The organism is Paenibacillus sp. FSL R5-0749 (genome assembly GCF_038595085.1).
Taxonomy (GTDB): domain Bacteria; phylum Bacillota; class Bacilli; order Paenibacillales; family Paenibacillaceae; genus Paenibacillus.
Window position 1 is genome coordinate 42,224 of sequence record NZ_CP152005.1, and the last position, 16,960, is coordinate 59,183.

General features: G+C 43.8%; 15 protein-coding genes. 14 read left to right on the top strand and 1 reads right to left on the bottom strand.

Annotated elements, in window-relative coordinates; genetic code table 11:
* The first annotated feature begins 42 nt into the window (after positions 1-42).
* A complete protein-coding gene (locus tag MKY85_RS00205) occupies positions 43-996 on the top strand; it encodes a ribose-phosphate diphosphokinase (protein WP_017691370.1) in 954 nt (317 codons plus the stop codon).
* Positions 997-1,193: 197 nt separating this feature from the next.
* Here the strand turns inward: MKY85_RS00205 and MKY85_RS00210 are convergent, their stop codons facing one another.
* Complete coding sequence (locus MKY85_RS00210; protein ID WP_024633712.1) at positions 1,194-1,394, bottom strand: hypothetical protein; 201 nt, start codon at positions 1,392-1,394, stop codon at positions 1,194-1,196.
* Positions 1,395-1,534: 140 nt separating this feature from the next.
* Here MKY85_RS00210 and pth point away from each other — a divergent pair, with 140 nt between their 5' ends.
* From pth to MKY85_RS00275, 13 genes are all read left to right on the top strand, one after another.
* Positions 1,535-2,095, top strand: a complete 561-nt coding sequence (pth, locus tag MKY85_RS00215; RefSeq protein WP_253428882.1) for an aminoacyl-tRNA hydrolase — start codon at positions 1,535-1,537, stop codon at positions 2,093-2,095.
* A gap of 97 nt (positions 2,096-2,192) precedes the next feature.
* Positions 2,193-2,423 (top strand): anti-sigma-F factor Fin family protein, encoded by a 231-nt coding sequence (locus tag MKY85_RS00220; RefSeq protein WP_253428884.1) that lies wholly within the window; start codon positions 2,193-2,195, stop codon positions 2,421-2,423.
* A gap of 272 nt (positions 2,424-2,695) precedes the next feature.
* Positions 2,696-6,223, top strand: a complete 3,528-nt coding sequence (mfd, locus tag MKY85_RS00225; RefSeq protein ID WP_342571527.1) for a transcription-repair coupling factor — start codon at positions 2,696-2,698, stop codon at positions 6,221-6,223.
* Positions 6,207-7,367: a peptidylprolyl isomerase gene (locus MKY85_RS00230; RefSeq protein ID WP_339238929.1), complete on the top strand. Its 1,161-nt coding sequence runs from the start codon at positions 6,207-6,209 to the stop codon at positions 7,365-7,367. The genes mfd and MKY85_RS00230 overlap by 17 nt, the downstream gene beginning before the upstream one ends.
* A gap of 329 nt (positions 7,368-7,696) precedes the next feature.
* Positions 7,697-8,239 (top strand): stage V sporulation protein T, encoded by a 543-nt coding sequence (spoVT, locus tag MKY85_RS00235; RefSeq protein ID WP_036606123.1) that lies wholly within the window; start codon positions 7,697-7,699, stop codon positions 8,237-8,239.
* Between the two features lie 164 nt (positions 8,240-8,403).
* Positions 8,404-10,161, top strand: a complete 1,758-nt coding sequence (locus MKY85_RS00240; RefSeq protein ID WP_342571528.1) for a polysaccharide biosynthesis protein — start codon at positions 8,404-8,406, stop codon at positions 10,159-10,161.
* 148 nt (positions 10,162-10,309) lie between these two features.
* Positions 10,310-11,803 (top strand): nucleoside triphosphate pyrophosphohydrolase, encoded by a 1,494-nt coding sequence (mazG, locus tag MKY85_RS00245; RefSeq protein ID WP_342571529.1) that lies wholly within the window; start codon positions 10,310-10,312, stop codon positions 11,801-11,803.
* A 307-nt stretch (positions 11,804-12,110) separates the two neighbouring features.
* Complete coding sequence (locus tag MKY85_RS00250; RefSeq protein ID WP_017691362.1) at positions 12,111-12,383, top strand: HU family DNA-binding protein; 273 nt, start codon at positions 12,111-12,113, stop codon at positions 12,381-12,383.
* Entirely contained in the window at positions 12,383-12,661 is a 279-nt protein-coding gene (locus MKY85_RS00255; protein WP_124118808.1) for an RNA-binding S4 domain-containing protein, read from the top strand. The genes MKY85_RS00250 and MKY85_RS00255 overlap by 1 nt, the downstream gene beginning before the upstream one ends.
* Before the next feature lie 494 nt (positions 12,662-13,155).
* Positions 13,156-14,097 carry a S8 family peptidase gene (locus MKY85_RS00260; RefSeq protein ID WP_342571530.1) on the top strand — a complete coding sequence of 314 codons (942 nt, stop codon included), beginning with the start codon at positions 13,156-13,158 and terminating at the stop codon, positions 14,095-14,097.
* A 27-nt stretch (positions 14,098-14,124) separates the two neighbouring features.
* Positions 14,125-14,991, top strand: coding sequence for a hypothetical protein (locus MKY85_RS00265; protein WP_342571531.1), 867 nt, complete (start codon positions 14,125-14,127; stop codon positions 14,989-14,991).
* A 69-nt stretch (positions 14,992-15,060) separates the two neighbouring features.
* Positions 15,061-16,218: a hypothetical protein gene (locus tag MKY85_RS00270; RefSeq protein WP_342571532.1), complete on the top strand. Its 1,158-nt coding sequence runs from the start codon at positions 15,061-15,063 to the stop codon at positions 16,216-16,218.
* A gap of 78 nt (positions 16,219-16,296) precedes the next feature.
* Positions 16,297-16,920 (top strand): TraX family protein, encoded by a 624-nt coding sequence (locus MKY85_RS00275; RefSeq protein ID WP_342571533.1) that lies wholly within the window; start codon positions 16,297-16,299, stop codon positions 16,918-16,920.
* Positions 16,921-16,960: the final 40 nt, after the last annotated feature.

Here is a 16,960-nt window from a genome sequence, read left to right on the forward strand (position 1 = left end):
GCTTATAGATTCCAATGAACCAGCACGGAGGGTTTTTATTTTATGACTTATTTTGATTCGAAATTAAAAATATTTACTTGCAATTCTAACCCCAAGCTTGCCCATCAAATTGCTGATTATATCGGGATCCCTATGGGGGAATCCCACACGACCAGCTTTAGTGATGGCGAGATTCAAGTGAAACTCTCCGAGAGTGTTCGGGGCTGTCACGTTTACATCGTGCAGTCCACTTGCTTGCCGGTTAATGATAACCTGATGGAAATGCTCGTGATGATTGATGCACTCAAACGGGCATCTGCCAAGACGATTAACGTTGTTATACCTTACTACGGCTATGCAAGACAGGATCGCAAGGCACGTTCGCGTGACCCAATTACAGCGAAACTGGTTGCTAACCTGATTGAAAAAGCGGGTGCAACGCGTGTCATCGCGATGGACTTGCATGCAATGCAGATTCAGGGATTCTTCGACATTCCGGTTGACCATTTGCTCGGCGTGCCGATTCTGGCTCAATATTTCCGGTCGAAACAGATCGAAAATCCGGTTGTTGTGTCGCCTGACCACGGTGGCGTAGTGCGTGCACGTAAACTGGCTGATTTCCTGAATGCACCCCTGGCCATTATCGATAAACGTCGTCCTGAGCCAAATGTGAGCGAAGTGATGAACATTATTGGTAATATCGAGGGCAAAACAGCCATTTTGATCGATGACATTATTGACACGGCGGGAACGATTGTACTGGGAGCGAATGCTCTGATGGAAGGCGGCGTAAAAGAAGTATACGCGTGCTGTACTCACCCGGTATTGTCCGGACCTGCGATGGAACGTTTGGAGAATGCACCATTGAAGGAAGTCATCGTAACGGATACCATTCCAATTACGCATGCTAATCCGACAAGCAAACTCAAAGTGTTGTCTGTAGCGCCTTTGCTCGGAGAAGCCATTATCCGGGTTCATGAGGAATTGTCAATCAGCAAGCTGTTTGAAATTGAATAAGGACGTCTGCATAAAGTAGTAGAGGGGTTACGTTTTCCGGTTCAATGGAAAATGTAACCCCTGTCGGCGTGCCGTTTTATTAAAAGTGAAAAATAGACCCTGATCAATCCATATAAGTTGAACTACTCATTTACACCGCAAGATGTTTCTGCACACGCAATGGTCCAGTGTAAAATGGTTCGTTCATCTTAATATGGTTAATACCCGGGGCGGGAGATAAATCGGAAACGCCGCCGATGAAAAAGTGTATCGGCAATTTCGACAAATTGATTATCAAAACGGGTGATGAGTCCAATCTCAATATGGGTGTCGCGGTCGTATACCTGTACAGGTACGTGATATTCGAGATGATAGATAAAATCGCTATGTTGAGTCAGTTGTCCGTTGTCTTCGCGCAAAACCCGCTCACCTTCCTGGGTTGATAAAATATTAACTGTGAATACTACAGTAAATCGTAACTTTACTTTCCTGATATTATATGAAATATAACATTCGAAGTCTATGCCTCACCTCAGGCTAATCCGAAGGAGGGAACAAGATGAAGTGGATTGTCGGACTTGGAAATCCAGGCTCGAACTATGCCAAAACCCGTCATAATATCGGTTTTATGGCACTCGACCGGTTGGCTGATCGTCATAGTATCTCCATTACACAGAGTAAATGTAAGGCGCTGATTGGAGAAGGCCATATTGGCGGTGTGAAAACCGTGCTGATTAAACCAATGACTTATATGAACCTATCTGGTGAATCAGTTCGGGCGTATATGGATTTTTATAAAGTTAGTCTTGAAGATCTGATTGTTGTATACGACGACATGGATACTGAGATTGGCAAAGTCAGATTGCGTTATCAAGGCAGTGCTGGCGGGCATAATGGGATCAAGTCCATCATTCAGCATACCGGTACACAGCAGTTTAACCGGGTACGCATGGGAATATCCCGTCCTGAACCAGGACATGCCATTGTCGATTATGTACTGTCGACATTCATGAAGAAAGAAAAGGAAGCCCTTGATCAGACCATCGAGCAAACATGTGATGCCTTGGAGCATAGCTTGACTCATACATTTGAACAAACAATGGCGAAGTTTAACGGATAATGTTGTAAAACAACCTGGTAAAATGATCAAAAAGACGGGTTCGATTCAGCCATACTGGACATACTGGACGTATAAACCATGTTCAGGAGGCATAAACATGTCAGTGAATTACGTATGTAGGCATTGCCGTACCTTTATCGGACGAATCGATTCTGCCCGGATAACGGAAGCAGAGCTCGGCTTTCATTTCTTGACCCCCGACGAGCGGAGGGATATAATAGCGTATAATTCCGGTGGTGACATTACCGTTCGGATTACATGTGATTACTGTAAGGAAGCCCTGGAGCACAATCCAGAGCTTAGCCTGCTCGCGAGTCCGCTTCAGTAGACATCGCCCGTACAGGATCGAATGACAGTTGAGGGCGGTTGCGTAATAACGCTCCACCTTTTATAGCCTTGGCAGCCTGCTGAGGCTTCTTTTCAGTTGGCATGAAATACACTGCTATCTCCACACCAGGTCCCGCCACATCAACAGATGTGGCAATGTTGCGAGTAATCCTTTATGATGAAACAGGACAAAAAGGAATTTGTATCCATTTTATTAGTGATATTACGCGTATGCGTGAGATAATCAAGTAAGTTATAAGAGAGGTGCCCCTTTTGTTACAAGCACTTATACAGGCTTTTTCCAAAGATCCGGACTTCGGGTCCATTACAGCCGGAATCAAGTCCGGCATGAAGGAACAATTGGTTTCGGGTCTATCCGGCTCGGCGCGTCAGATTATGCTGGCAGCTCTGCATCAGGAAATGAACCGACCATTGCTCGTAGTAACGCACAATATGTTTTCAGCTCAAAAAATTGCAGAAGATTTACAGGAAGCGCTTTCACCAGCTCAGGTGTTGATCTATCCTGCCAACGAACTTGTCGCTGCTGAAGCTGCTGTTTCCAGCCCGGAAACATTGGGTCAGCGTATTGATGTGTTGGTCCGCTGCGCCCAGGGATTCAGGGGCGTTGTTGTTATTCCATTTTCAGGGGTAAGACGTTATGTTCCGCTTCCGGAAGTGATGGCCAATGCTCGAATTTTAATTAAACAGGGCAACACACTTCAACTGGACTCTTTCCTGCTGGAGATGGTAAAGCTCGGATATGAGCGTGTGGAGCGCGTGGAATCTCGTGGTGAGATGAGTGTACGCGGAGGTATTATCGATTTCTATCCGGTTACTTCATCGATCGCATATCGAGTGGAGTTATTTGATGACGAAATCGATTCCATTCGGACATTTGACCCAGCCGATCAGCGTTCGATTGAACGAATTGAAGAGATTACGGTTTTGCCATGCAAGGAGTTAATTGCAGATCGTGAACGGATGGAAAAGGCTGCCGATGCGGCTGCTCTTTTGCTGGAGCAACAGCTGGAGAAAATGACGGACCGGCAGGCGAAGCTGCGCCTTCGTGAAGAAATTCACCGGGAGATCGAGCTTTTGCGGGAGCACGTGTATTTCTCCGAAATGTATAAATATATTTCTCCGCTCTATCCGGAGAACAAAACGATTTACGACTATATGCCAGAAGATACCCTGCTGGTCCTTGATGAGCCTGCCAGACTATCAGAGACATCAAAACAGCTGGACCGTGATGAATCGGAGTGGAACCTGCATTTGATGCAAAACGGAAAAACACTTCCGGATCTTCCATTATCCGCAGACGGTGATGAACTCTTGTATGAGCGTCCATTCCAGACGCTGTTTATGTCGATCTTTTTGCGCCAAGTTCCACACACCCAACCACAGAACATTCTGAACTTCATCAGTCGTGGCATGCAGGATTTCCATGGACAGATGAACGTACTGAAGGCAGAGATGGAGCGCTGGCATAAGGCCGGAGTTCAAGTGCTCATGCTGGCGAACGGTGAGGAACGACTCGACCGAATGCGCCGGGTATTGATGGACTATGATATTCCAGAGCCAGAGATGATGATCGGTAACTTGCAAACGGGATTTGAAATGCCGTCCATTCATTTGGCTGTCGTGACCGAGGGCGAGATGTTCTCGCAAAAACAGCGTAAAGTACGCAAACCGATTCGGAATGTAGATAACGCGGAACGAATCAAATCCTACAGCGAGCTAAAAGTGGGCGATTATGTCGTTCACCAGAACCACGGGATTGGTAAGTACCTTGGGATCGGCACCCTCGAGGTTGGCGGTATTCATAAGGACTACATGCATATTCTCTATGCCGGTGGAGACAAACTGTCTGTACCTATTGAGCAGATCGATCTGATTCAGAAATATGTGGGTTCCGAAGAAAAAGAACCGAAAATATACAAGCTGGGCGGCAATGAGTGGACACGGGTTAAAAATAAAGTCCGCACATCCGTACAGGATATTGCTGATGATCTGATCAAGCTGTATGCAGAGCGTCAGACCTCCAAAGGATTTGGATTCGACAAGGATTCTGCAGAACAGCAGGAGTTTGAGGACATGTTCCCTTACGATGAGACACGTGATCAGGTGCGTGCGATCGAAGAAATCAAGAAGGACATGGAACAAAACCGTCCAATGGACCGTTTATTGTGTGGGGATGTGGGTTACGGAAAAACCGAGGTGGCTATTCGGGCTGCATTCAAAGCAGCTATTGAAGGCAAACAGGTGGCTGTACTCGTTCCGACAACGATTCTGGCACAGCAGCATTTTGAGACGTTCCGTGAGCGGTTCTCCGGTTATCCGTTCAACATTCATGTGCTTAGCCGGTTCCGCTCCCGTAAAGAGCAGAATGAAACTGCCAAAGGCATCAAAGCAGGCACAGTAGATATTGTCATCGGAACGCATCGATTGTTGTCGCAGGATCTGGTGTTCAAGGACCTGGGACTGCTCATTGTTGATGAAGAACAGCGCTTCGGAGTAACCCATAAGGAGAAACTGAAGAAGCTGAAAACCAATGTGGACGTGCTGACGCTAACGGCAACCCCGATTCCGCGTACGCTTCATATGTCCATGCTGGGTGTGCGTGATCTGTCCGTTATTGAGACTCCGCCAGAGAATCGTTTCCCGGTACAGACCTATGTGGTTGAACACAGCCAGGCGCTTGTTCGTGAAGCCATTGAACGTGAGCTTGCTCGTGGCGGGCAAGTGTATTACCTCTACAACCGTGTTCAGGGAATTCAGGAGATGGCTGCCGAAATTTCTGAACTTGTGCCTGAAGCCAAGGTTGGTGTGGGACATGGTCAGATGTCGGAAACAGAGCTGGAGAAAACGATTCTGGACTTCCTGGATGGCGAATATGACGTGCTTGTGAGCACAAGCATCATCGAGACCGGGGTAGATATTCCGAACGTAAATACACTAATCGTACATGATGCGGATAAAATGGGGCTCTCCCAGCTGTATCAGCTGCGCGGACGTGTGGGTCGTTCCAACCGTATTGCGTATGCCTATTTTACGTACCAACGGGATAAAGTGCTTACAGAAGTTGCTGAGAAGCGTCTGCAATCCATCAAAGAATTTACCGAACTGGGTTCAGGATTCAAAATTGCCATGCGTGACTTGTCGATCCGTGGTGCAGGAAATCTGCTAGGCGCAGAGCAACATGGATTCATCGCTTCCGTCGGGTTCGATCTGTATTCTCAGATGCTTGCAGAGGAGATCAACAAACGCAAAGTTACGATGCTTGGCGAAGAGCCGGTACCTTCCGACCAGTGGAACACAACGCTGGATCTCAGTATCGATGCCTACTTGCCGTCCGATTATATTTATGACAGTATTCAGAAGATTGAGATCTACAAAAAAGTGGCGGTCATTGCATCCTTTGACGATGCGATGGAGTTGGAAGACGAATTGGTTGACCGGTTCGGTGATCTTCCGGAAGCCGTCATTAACTTGCTGGCTGTTGCGCGGATGAAAGTATACGGCAAAATTTACGGTATTGAGTCCATTTCCCAACGTGGTGAGGACATTACCGTGAAGTTTTATGAAGGGCGTGAACATGCCTTTGAACTCTCGAAAATCGCGCACATTGGAAATCAGTTCGAAAGACGTGTACAATTTGAACAAGGACCCCATATGCTGATTCACGCTAAAGGCAAGGGGCTTGGGGATAAGCAACTGATGGAGCTGGTAGAGAAAATTCTGGAATCCATGAAGACGGCTTTTAAATCAAAGGGGGAACTAAAAGATGTTACCAAAGTATAAAAAAGTAGGAAAAGTACTGTCAGTGAGTATGGTTGCAGTACTTTCCTTATCACTGCTTGCTGCATGTGGCAAGAAGGAAGAAGCAAAAACACCTGAATCGACGGATACGAGTGCTGTAGTCGCAACGTATGAAGGTGGTACCATTACAGCCAATGAATTCGACATGGAGCAACGTGTCATGAAATTCCTCTATCCGGAGTATGCACAAATGATGGATATGGACGATTTCAAAGAGTATTTGGTGAAACAGGAAGTTGCTTATGAATATCTGAGTGGCAAAGCAAGTGAGGAAGCCAAAACAGCAGGTTCCAAAGCGGCAACCGAGCAATTCGATAAAATGAAAGCTTCTGTTCAGGCAGATCAATGGACAGAAATGCTCAAAGCTCAGAATTTGACAGACGATAACATTAAAGACTATATGACTCGAATCATGACAGTGATTAAAGACAAAGAAACAGGCGTTACGGACGATGCAATCAAGGCTGAGTTTGAGAAAAACAAAGATCAGTTCACAACAGCTTCCGTTCGCCACGTGTTGATTGGATTTACAGATTCCAAAACACAAAAAGAGCGTAAAAAAGAAGATGCACTGAAAATTGCAAAAGAAGTAAAAGCCAAGTTGGATGGTGGAGCGGACTTTGCTGGAGTGGTGAAGGAGTACTCTGACGATACTAAGTCGGTACCTGATGGTGGACTGTATGAAAATACACCGGTATCCACTTGGGTAGAGGCATTCAAGGAAGCTGCCAAAACATTGCCACTGAACAAAATCAGTGATCCGGTGGAGACAGAGTATGGTTACCACATCATGAAAGTGGAAGCTCGTACTGAAGCGGACTTCACCAAATTGACAGCTGAGCAAAAAGAAAGTCTGAAGAGCCAATTGGCAGCTGCTGAGATCGATACGTTCATGCAAAATGAATTGGACAAAATCGTAAAAGAAGTCAAACTGCCAAAAACAGAAAAAGCTGAAGAAGGCACAACTGAGGGTACGACTGAGGGTACAACGGGTACAGGAACTGAAGGAGAGAAAACAACCGAACCAAAAACGGATGACTCCACAGGCACAGATACCAAGACTGACCAAGGTACGACTGGAACAGATAAAGATGCAAAGACAGATGAAGGTACAAGCAGTAAATAAGCGAATAAACATGGCTGTTAGCACACGTTCAGGGTTAAATTTGCCCGAATGAATGCCTTGTACTACGTAAATATGGACAACCATACAGAGAAGCAAGGGGAGGACTTAGGACCTCCTTCTTGCTTCTTCCTGTCTATATACAAGGCGTATGGGTATATGGTCGCCTTCTTCAAAAGTTACACAACTATATTCTCCAAAGCATGTATAAGGAAATGGGAACAGATGAATACTATGGTCAAGATATCACACTAAACGTTCTGGGACTTTCCTCTACCCATTAAGGAACAGTAGTTGAAAAATCTTCTCGAGAAAGTGGGGCAACATGTGAAATGAAAGCTACTGGTATTGTCCGCCGTATAGATGACCTTGGTCGTGTGGTCATTCCAAAAGAAATTCGCCGTACGTTACGTATTCGTGAAGGTGATCCACTGGAAATTTTCGTGGATCGTGATGGAGAAGTTATTCTTAAAAAATATTCGCCAATTGGCGAACTTGGTGATTTTGCCAAAGAATATGCAGAATCCCTGTATGAGAGTACAGGTCATGTAACCATGATCTCCGACCGGGATACCATTATCACGGTGGCAGGGGGCTCCAAGAAAGAGTATCTGGACAAGCAGGTAGGTCAACTGTTAGAGGGCTGTATGGAAAACAGAAAGACCATTTTGGAAACAAACAACGGTTCCTATGAGCTTAGCAAAGATCATGACGAGACGTTATCATCATTTGTTATTGCGCCGATTATTTCAGGTGGTGACCCCATCGGAACAGTTATCCTGTTCAATAAGGATGAATCGGTGAAGATGTCTCAGATGGAAGTGAAGATGTCCGAGACCGCTGCTGGTTTCCTTGGCAAGCAAATGGAACAATAGATAGCAAATCAACTCCTGATGCCCTGATTTGGGCATGCGGGAGTTTTTGCGTTTTAAGGGAAAGGAGTTGATCCAGACGGGTGTCATGGTGCAGAGTTAGTCTGTATGCCTTCAGGCAGGTATAATAACAAGGTATGCTTAAAAGGATTATGCAGGAGGGACTTATGAAACAGCCGTCTACAGGCTCAAGGCTGCTACAGGGTGCATTTGTTCTTGGGCTTGCCGCCATTATCTCCAAAATCATTGGTGCTTTTCAAAAGATTCCGTTGCAGAATCTGGGGGGAGACGGTGTTTTTGGCATTTACAATACGGTATATCCGTTATATATGCTCATTGTTACGCTTGCTGCTGCCGGGCTACCTCTGGCCGTATCCAAATTCGTAGCAGAGCAGAATGCACTTGGAAGACCGGAAGAGAGCAGAAGGATTATCCGGTTATCTTCTGTGTTGCTTGGGGGAATTGGACTTATTATGGCGCTCTTGATGTATGCAGGTGCGCCGCTGATCGCTGACATGATTGGCAATCGCCATGTGGTTCCATCGATTCGTGCAGCTTCATGGGCGTTGTTGTTCGTTCCGGTGATGACCGGACTGCGTGGATATTTTCAGGGGTTACAGCAGATGGTCCCAACAGCAGTATCACAAGTGGTGGAGCAGACGATACGTGTCACCGTCATGATTGTTCTGCTTCTGTGGTTGATGAGACGGGACGCTTCGCTTGAGACGATTGCCGCTGGAGCCATGATGGGCTCCGTTGCCGGCGGATTGGTCGGGCTGTTAACGATGTTAGGGTACATGGTCCGTCATCGGCGGAAAGGCAGGGAAGTGGGGCCCGGATTATTGGATTTGAGAAGGAGCAGTACCGGCAGAGAGGTTGGATCAGATCGTCATGAGCGTCAAGAGCATCAGGAGCATAGGCCGGTTACGCCACAGAAGAAAACGGTGAGTGCCATTAGCCCCGCTCTGGCAGACCGGTCACCGTCCAATGGGGAGTGGATCAAGACGCTGCTCATGTACGCCATTCCCGTCTGTCTCGGATCGCTGGCCGTACCGCTGATGAATCTGGTGGACACCTTCACTGTGCCACGGCTTCTGCGGGGAGAAGGATTGGATGAACTCCAGTCGATGGTTTCCTTCGGCATCTACAACCGCGGATTGCCGTTGGTTCAACTGGTGACGATGTTGGCTACGTCACTGTCTGTGCTGTTTATTCCGGCGATGGCGGAAGCCCGGTTAAAGGGCGGGCCAGAAGCTGTCCGGCAGCAAGCAGGCCTCGCGCTGCGCTGGTTCTGGTTGATCGGCCTGGCGGCATCCGCGGGTCTCGCGGTGCTGGCGGAGCCGATTAACCGCATGCTGTACGGAGATGCCGCAGGCACCGAAGCACTGCGGTACATGGCGCTGACGGCTGCGGGCAGCACCGTCAGCATTATTGCGGCGGCGCTGCTGCAAGGCCTCGGCGCCGTGCGCGCACCCGCGTTCAGCATGCTGGCCGCCGCAGGCGTCAAGGCGCTGCTGAACGTTATGCTTGTGCCGGCGCTGGGCATCAGCGGCGCGGCCCTGGCAGGCGCAGTCGCCTACATGCTGGCGGCTGGCCTGAATGTGACGCTGCTGGCGCGACTTGTCGCCCTGCGCCCTGCCCCTGGCGCCGTCCTGGCGAAGCCGGCGCTGGTGATCGCCGCCATGAGTCTGGCGGCGGTAGGCATGGCCTGGGCCACCGAAGCGGTACTCGGCGGCATGGGTGTCGCGGCCGACCGCAGGCTGGCCGCGATGGGCGTGAGCCTGCTGGGCATTGCCGCAGGCTCGGCCGTGTTCTTGCTGGCGGCGGCCCGGACGGGGCTGCTGACCGCTGCAGAGCTGGCGGCTGTGCCCAAGTTGGGGCCACGCCTAGCCAAGCTGCTGCGCAGACTGCGTGTGCTGCGCTAACTTCATGCTCGCGGTGCTTCTGCATCCGCACAGCCAATATGCAATTATAGGATATCGAATGATTCTGGTATAATACGTGTAATTAGTCCTGTTCAGACACGCTGAATGAGTGAGGCTGGGCAGGATGGTTCGGATGGAGGTTTACGTAATGAGTGCAGCTTTAACCGTAGTAGGTCTTGGATCCGGAGATGCAGACCAACTGACCGTAGGTATTATCAAAAAAATGAAACATGCAGCTACGCTGTATGTACGTACCCTGGATCATCCCGTATTGAATGATCTGAAGCAAGAGGGACTGGAGATGACCTCATTTGATGCCATCTATGAGGCAAAGTCCTCTTTCCCCGAGGTGTATGATGAGATTGCGAACCAATTGATCGAGGCCGCTCGCAAGGGTGAGGCTGGAACGGAGATTGTGTATGCCGTACCGGGTCATCCGATGGTGGCAGAAGCAAGTGTACGCCTGCTCAAAGAACGCTGCCCGCAAATGGGCATTTCACTACGTGTTATGGGCGGAGAGAGCTTCCTGGACGAAGCCTTTATACGGCTTGGATTCGACCCGATTGAAGGCTTTCAACTCCTGGATGCCAGCAGCCTGAACATGGAACTGGTACAACCACAGCTACATACGTTGATCGGACAAGTCTACGATGTGTTCACGGCTTCAGATGTGAAACTCTGCCTGATGGAAGTTTACCCGGATGATTATCCGGTATTTGTGGGTCATGCGTTGGGTGTACAGGGCCAGGAGGTTATTCACAAGATTCCGCTACACGAACTGGATCGGATCGAAGGGTACGGCAATCTGTCACTGATCTATGTACCGAAGAACACGGATGATGCCCTGCGTCGCCGATCCTTCGCACGTTTGCATGAGATCGTCAATATTCTTCGCAGCCCGGGGGGCTGTCCATGGGATCAGGAGCAGACGCATCAGTCCATTCGCAAAAACCTGATTGAAGAGACGTATGAAGTCATTGAGACAATCGATGAGGATGACCCTGACCATATGAAAGAAGAGCTGGGTGATCTGTTGCTACAGATTTTATTGCATTCCCAGATGGAAGAAGAAGTGGGCACATTTAATGTGTATGATGTCATCGAAGGGTTGAATGATAAGCTGATCTTCCGTCATCCACATGTTTTTGGCGAACATCAGGCAGCAGATGCGAATGAAGCTCTTCAGAACTGGGAACAGATGAAAGCAGAGGAGAAGAAGCGCAAAGGCCAGGATCAACAGAAGGTTTCCGTGCTGGATGGCATACCGCGTGACTTGCCTGCGTTGATGAAGGGATACAAGTTACAGAAGAAAGCAGCCAAAGTTGGCTTTGACTGGGATGATGTTGAAGGTGTGTTTGCCAAGATCGAGGAAGAACTGGCAGAGTTGAAAGAAGCGGTGCAACAAGGCCAGTCTGCAGAAGAACGGAAGCTCGAACTGGGTGACTTGTTATTCGCAGCCGCGAACGTTGCAAGATTCATCGATACGGACCCGGAAGAGGCACTTGCTGCGACGAACCGCAAATTCATTGGGCGTTTCCAGTACATTGAGGACCGTCTTCGTGAACAGGGGAAAACACCAGCAGATAGCAATGTAGAAGAGATGGAGCAATTCTGGCAGGATGCGAAGAAGGCAGGGTTATAACGGGTTCAATTTTCTGGAAAATACCGATTAGCCTTATTCCATCATGCTATGCAGTGTGTTATGATATACGAACATGTGTTCATCTGAATTAATTGGGGTTGGTGTTTAGCGACAGATGGTTTCGGGTACTGGTCTTAGACTGTTCCCTGCGGACCATCGACAAAAAGCTAAAAAAAGTCGCGGACCAAGGCAGGATTTCAGATGCCAAGCCAGAATACATGTGTAGTGACCTAACGCGAATCAGCGGCAATCAATGTATTGTCAGGGATCGCAGATACTTTTTTTTCAATTTGGGAGGCTTTTAAAAATGAACAAAACAGATCTGATTAACAACATTTCAACCAAAAGTGGTTTGACTAAAAAAGACGTTGAGTCCGTATTGAACGGCTTTTTGGGAGAAATTACAGATGCACTTGCCAGCGGAGACAAAGTACAATTGATCGGCTTTGGCACTTTTGAGACCCGCAAACGTTCCGGTCGTACCGGACGTAACCCACAAACAGGGAATGAAATCGTGATTCCTGAGTCCACTGTTCCTGCATTCAAAGCAGGCAACAAACTTAAAGAAGCCGTAAAATAATGCGTCTTGATAAATTCCTGAAGGTCTCCCGGCTAATCAAACGCCGCACTGTAGCCAAGGACGTCTCTGAACAGGGACGTGTTCTGGTGAACGGACGTGAAGCGAAGCCCAGCGCCAATGTCAAAGTAGGCGATGAGCTGACGGTTCAATTCGGTCAGAAACTGGTTACCGTGAAGGTGGAACGAATTGCCGAGAGTACCAAAAAGGATGAGGCGAGCAGCCTCTACACCTTGGTGAAGGAAGAGCCGATCGCCAAGGATAACGGCATGAACTGGTAAAACTAATATTGCTTTAGTATAGTAATCACGCTATTAGGTCAGTTTGATTTAATTTCTTGTAAGTACAATAAGAGCATCAATTAACCTACAAGTGGCTTAATTGATGCTCTTATTATTTATAGCGGTTAAAAGTGACCTACATACATAAAATCAATATAAGATAAGAGATAACCCTCTATGTTTTATGTTAAATTCTAAAATATATATTACAAAATAATAGATACTAATTTTAAACTAATCTAGTAATCGTGTCGAAGTGTTCATTTTTTAAATGTCAGTAAATAATCAACAACTTCATCACTAATCGCTTATCTACTACAATAGATGCTAAAAACCAAAAATACTGATTAGCCACAGGGGATATATTTTTTTTTAAAAATATAGTGGATTATCAGATTTATTATAATATTTATACATATTATGGTTGACATAATTAATAATTAAAATTAGAATCATTTTTATGCGCATAAAAGGGATATTTTAGGGGGGCGATAATGAAACGGATATTCTGTATTTTTTTAGCTGTATTTTTTTTGTGTTTATTAATTATATATATTTTATTTATTAGGACAAGTTCTCCTAACACTCCTGTTGATCTTGATAGACTAAAGGATCATCAAACAACTCCTTGGGGGGTTTTACATATTGGTTCAAATAATATGTGGAAAAATGGTGTATATGGTGAAAAAATTAGGGTCGCGGTTATGGATAGTGGTGTTGCACTTAACCATCCTGACCTTCGTGACAACTTAAAAGAGGGAATAAATATAATTGATAGCACTCAACCTCCACTTGATGATTATGGCCATGGTACTCTGGTCATTGGAGTTATTGGTGCAGTTAATAATGATTATGGAGTAATTGGCGTTGCACCTAAAGCTGAAATATATCCTGTTAAAGTTCTTGATCAGAATGGATATGGAGAAGTTGATGATTTAGTGAAGGGCATAGAGTGGTGCATTAACAATGATATTCAAATCATCAATATGAGTTTCTCAATAAAGGAAGATAACCAACTTTTTAAATCAGCGATAAAAAGAGCAGTAGAAAAAGGAATTATAATTGTTGCCTCTGCAACTAATTCCTTGGGTGGAGATATTGGTTTCCCGGCTGCATATGATGGTGTTATTTCTGTTGTTTCAATTGATGAAGATTTAAATATTGATAAAATGTCTGGTCGCGGAAAAGTAGATTTTAGTGCACCTGGCGTTAATGTGGTTTCCACATCTAATGACGGTGGGTATACTATTATTAGTGGAACCTCAATAGCCACACCACATATTTCTGGAGCTATAGCTTTATTGTTAGAAAATAATAAATATGTGAATGTTCATTCCTTATATCAAGCTGTAGTCTATGATCTTAAGAGCATTTCAAAAGATTTAGGTTCAAAAGGGTATGATGAGGTTTATGGTAATGGTTTTGTGCAGTTTTAATAAAGATAAATGTGGAGGTTATACCGAATGAAGCAACTCTTGAAAAAAAGTATTTCTTTAATTATGAGTTTGGCATTAGTCTTTACCATGATTGGTGGTTCTGTGTTTGCAGAGCCTAACATTGAAAATAATAGTAACGATCCTTATAATGTTCAAACAGTACAAAATGATGAGAGCAAAGTTATACTCAAGGCTGAGTATGAAGGTGATGAAGCCTATTTAACTCTTGATAAAAGTACAGAAGATATTACTTTGCAAACAATTGAACATGCAGATAATAGTGTTGTCAGCTTTTTAAGAGGGTTGATAGACTCAAATAGCAAGCAACAGATTGTAAACAATTATAGTATGGAAATAAACAAGTTAGTTCAGATTGAAAATGAGTTTTTGGTAACAGCAACCCTAGTAAATCAAGCTACTAATGAACAAATCATGATAGATGATAGCAGGGCAGAAGCACAACTTCCTCAAGTATTAGGGAAACTAGCTCAAGTTTTAGGTAAAACACTTGCTGAACAGTTGGCGAGAATTGGAGCAGTTACAGCATCTGGTGTAATTGCTGCTGAAATACAAAGCTCTCTTAAAAATAAAGCTCCAGAATACTATGAGGCGTTTATTGAAAGTACTCCTTTTGGAAGAACGGTAACTATAGGCAACCCAATAAGTGTTGCTACAGCTAAAAACAGAGTCGGTAATGGCAATGACGTTTGGGCAAAGAATCAAATTTTAGCATTTAATCTAGCTAAAGAATGGGGAGTACCTGTAGGTCCTCAGGCACATGGTGATAAAGAGCTATATCTTATACACTATTTTGACCATTATCATCCTAAAGGCACTCTTGTTAGAGCAGCTGAAGGGAACCATGGAAAGTCACATATTTTCTTTTCATTCTAATAATTTAAGTAGAGATAATCCCAATACAAATGTATTGGGATTATCTTGTAGTAATAGGAGGGTTAAGTGTTGAAAATTTTAAAACTTGATGAAATATTAAATCAGAACATGGATATTACGAAAAATATAATAAATGATAGTTTTGTTTTTGTTGAACAGTGCGACTACTCAATTGAGGCAGATTATTATTTTAAAAGTTTATTAGTATTAGACACCAATGAAATTAGAAAATACAGTTTTCCCTACAAAACCAGAATAGTTAATTCCTCTGCATCAGGAAGTAATTTTTATTATGGTACAATCGAAAAAAAAATGTTGGGTTCTGAAATCATTGTAAATAAATTAGACCTAAAATCTTTTGAGGATTCAGAAGTAGGAAGGGTTAAGGTCGATATAGCAAGTGAAGATGATCTATTACACATTGCTTTGAATAGTAGGCTAATTGGACTAAATGAAAGACATTGCATATTATTAACTCCGCAACAACGATTTTCATCAGAGGGACCATTCTACTCACATTGCTATTTACTAGATTTTAAGTTCAGACAAGTTTCAGCTATTCAGATTCCAAAAAAAGAATATCTACAGATTGAAGATATTTTCGTGTATAACAATGGTCAGGACATTATTATGAAAACTGGTAGGATTGAATCTTATGAAAAAGAAAGTTTCTGGGAACAGATTAAAGCAAATCAAATGAAATCAACTTATTTTGATAGTTCAGAGACGTTACTGCATATTAAAACGAATTCTCTGATAAATAATGTTGAAAATAACGAAGAACTAAGCTGTTTTATCATTGACGAAGCCGATTATCAAAGCTCTTTAACAATTCTAAGTCTAACAGAAGAAAAATTAATTTACACAAAAAAAGAGTTCTTGAATTCAGAGACGTATTTAGCTTATTTTGACTTAAGATTTGAAGAAGTTTTTAAAAATGAAATTAAAGATCCATTTGATTATATTTTTTATGAAGATGACCAAGTTTTCATTATACAGTATGTCAATGAACAGTTAATTTTATTAAACGGAAATAAAGTTAACTGTATAAAAGAAAACTCAAACATAGTTTCAATTAACAGTAAAAACATAATTGAATTTGAAATTGATAGTGACTATAACAAGTTCATTCTTATTTATGATCGACTTACCAGTGCACTAATCAACAAAATTCGTGTTAACAGATTTCATTATGAATCTCAAAGAAGAATTCTTATATCATATTGAGGTGTGTTTGTTTTTATAAAAATAGAAGTTTACTAATTTTGTAAACTTCTATTTTTAAATTTTTAATAGGAGACAAAAATGTTAAAAGTACTTGCTTTTACAACCATGCTTCTCGATCATATTGGTCACACCTTTTTTCCAAATGAAACTTTTCTAAGTATTATTGGACGTTTAGCATTCCCTTTATTTGCATGGAGTATAGCTTTTGGTTACAAACGAACTAAAAGTGTGAATTCATATATATTAAGAGTGCTTTTATTAGCGTTTGTTTCTGAAATTCCTCATCTTCTTTTGTTTAACACGAATTATTTAAATGTTTGTTTTACTTTATTGAGCGGAATAATCGTAATCAAATTAATAGAGAGTAAACTAAAAGTAGCTAAGTGGCCTTTAATTACTTTAGTTCTTACATTATCAAGATTGCTTGGTTTTGAATATGGTATATACGGTATAATCACAATATTGATTTTTTATTATATAAAGAATAAATATTTAATCGTAATACTGCAAGCGATAGCCACTATAGTTTTCACTGATATTTATCACTATAGCTGGATACAGATCTTCTCATTATTTTCTCTTCCATTAATTTTTTATTTTCAAAATTCTACTTTCAGATTAAAGCGTTTTATAAATTACTCATTCTATCCGCTTCATATGGTTATGTTGCTCTTATTAAAGTACATATTGAGCCTTAGATGAGATTTTAAATCCGCTGGTTCTATTCCAACCTCCACATCCA

What these genes read in the sequence shown, in the direction of transcription:
- MKY85_RS00230 (WP_339238929.1), top strand. Translation starts at nt 6,207, where the DNA reads ATGTTACCAAAGTATAAAAAAGTAGGAAAAGTACTGTCAGTGAGTATG.
- mazG (WP_342571529.1), top strand. Translation starts at nt 10,310, where the DNA reads ATGAGTGCAGCTTTAACCGTAGTAGGTCTTGGATCCGGAGATGCAGAC.
- MKY85_RS00240 (WP_342571528.1), top strand. Translation starts at nt 8,404, where the DNA reads ATGAAACAGCCGTCTACAGGCTCAAGGCTGCTACAGGGTGCATTTGTT.
- pth (WP_253428882.1), top strand. Translation starts at nt 1,535, where the DNA reads ATGAAGTGGATTGTCGGACTTGGAAATCCAGGCTCGAACTATGCCAAA.
- MKY85_RS00260 (WP_342571530.1), top strand. Translation starts at nt 13,156, where the DNA reads ATGAAACGGATATTCTGTATTTTTTTAGCTGTATTTTTTTTGTGTTTA.
- MKY85_RS00205 (WP_017691370.1), top strand. Translation starts at nt 43, where the DNA reads ATGACTTATTTTGATTCGAAATTAAAAATATTTACTTGCAATTCTAAC.
- MKY85_RS00265 (WP_342571531.1), top strand. Translation starts at nt 14,125, where the DNA reads ATGAAGCAACTCTTGAAAAAAAGTATTTCTTTAATTATGAGTTTGGCA.
- spoVT (WP_036606123.1), top strand. Translation starts at nt 7,697, where the DNA reads ATGAAAGCTACTGGTATTGTCCGCCGTATAGATGACCTTGGTCGTGTG.
- MKY85_RS00220 (WP_253428884.1), top strand. Translation starts at nt 2,193, where the DNA reads ATGTCAGTGAATTACGTATGTAGGCATTGCCGTACCTTTATCGGACGA.
- MKY85_RS00275 (WP_342571533.1), top strand. Translation starts at nt 16,297, where the DNA reads ATGTTAAAAGTACTTGCTTTTACAACCATGCTTCTCGATCATATTGGT.
- MKY85_RS00250 (WP_017691362.1), top strand. Translation starts at nt 12,111, where the DNA reads ATGAACAAAACAGATCTGATTAACAACATTTCAACCAAAAGTGGTTTG.
- MKY85_RS00255 (WP_124118808.1), top strand. Translation starts at nt 12,383, where the DNA reads ATGCGTCTTGATAAATTCCTGAAGGTCTCCCGGCTAATCAAACGCCGC.